The sequence below is a fragment of the Micrococcus sp. GbtcB5 genome, from assembly GCF_019091605.1.
Lineage (GTDB): Bacteria > Actinomycetota > Actinomycetes > Actinomycetales > Micrococcaceae > Micrococcus > Micrococcus luteus.
In genome coordinates this window covers 1-236 of the sequence record NZ_JAGXJK010000477.1, presented here as the reverse complement: position 1 = coordinate 236, position 236 = coordinate 1, and the positions used below count along the sequence as shown (strand labels likewise).

The 236-nt window shown below is 77.1% G+C and carries 1 protein-coding gene; it reads left to right on the top strand.

Translation table 11 applies throughout. The features are described 5' to 3' along the window. Window positions 1–236: DUF3145 family protein (locus KVS67_RS13170; RefSeq protein WP_217565564.1), on the top strand; the 236-nt coding region annotated here is incomplete at both ends.

Genomic DNA, 236 nt, shown 5'->3' with positions numbered 1-236 from the left:
ACCCGCGGCGTGGACCACATCCTCTCCGCCCCCACCGCCCTCTGCCCCCACGTGGAGTGGGCGCTGAGCTCCGTGCTCGGCCCCGCGACCACGGTGGAGTGGGAGGGTCAGCCGGTCGCGCCCGGCCAGCACCGCGCCGAGGTGCACTGGACGGCGCCCGCCGCCACCGGCGCGCGTCTGGCCTCCGCCCTGCGTGGCTGGCCGCACCTGCGCTTCGAGATCACGGAGGAGCCGTC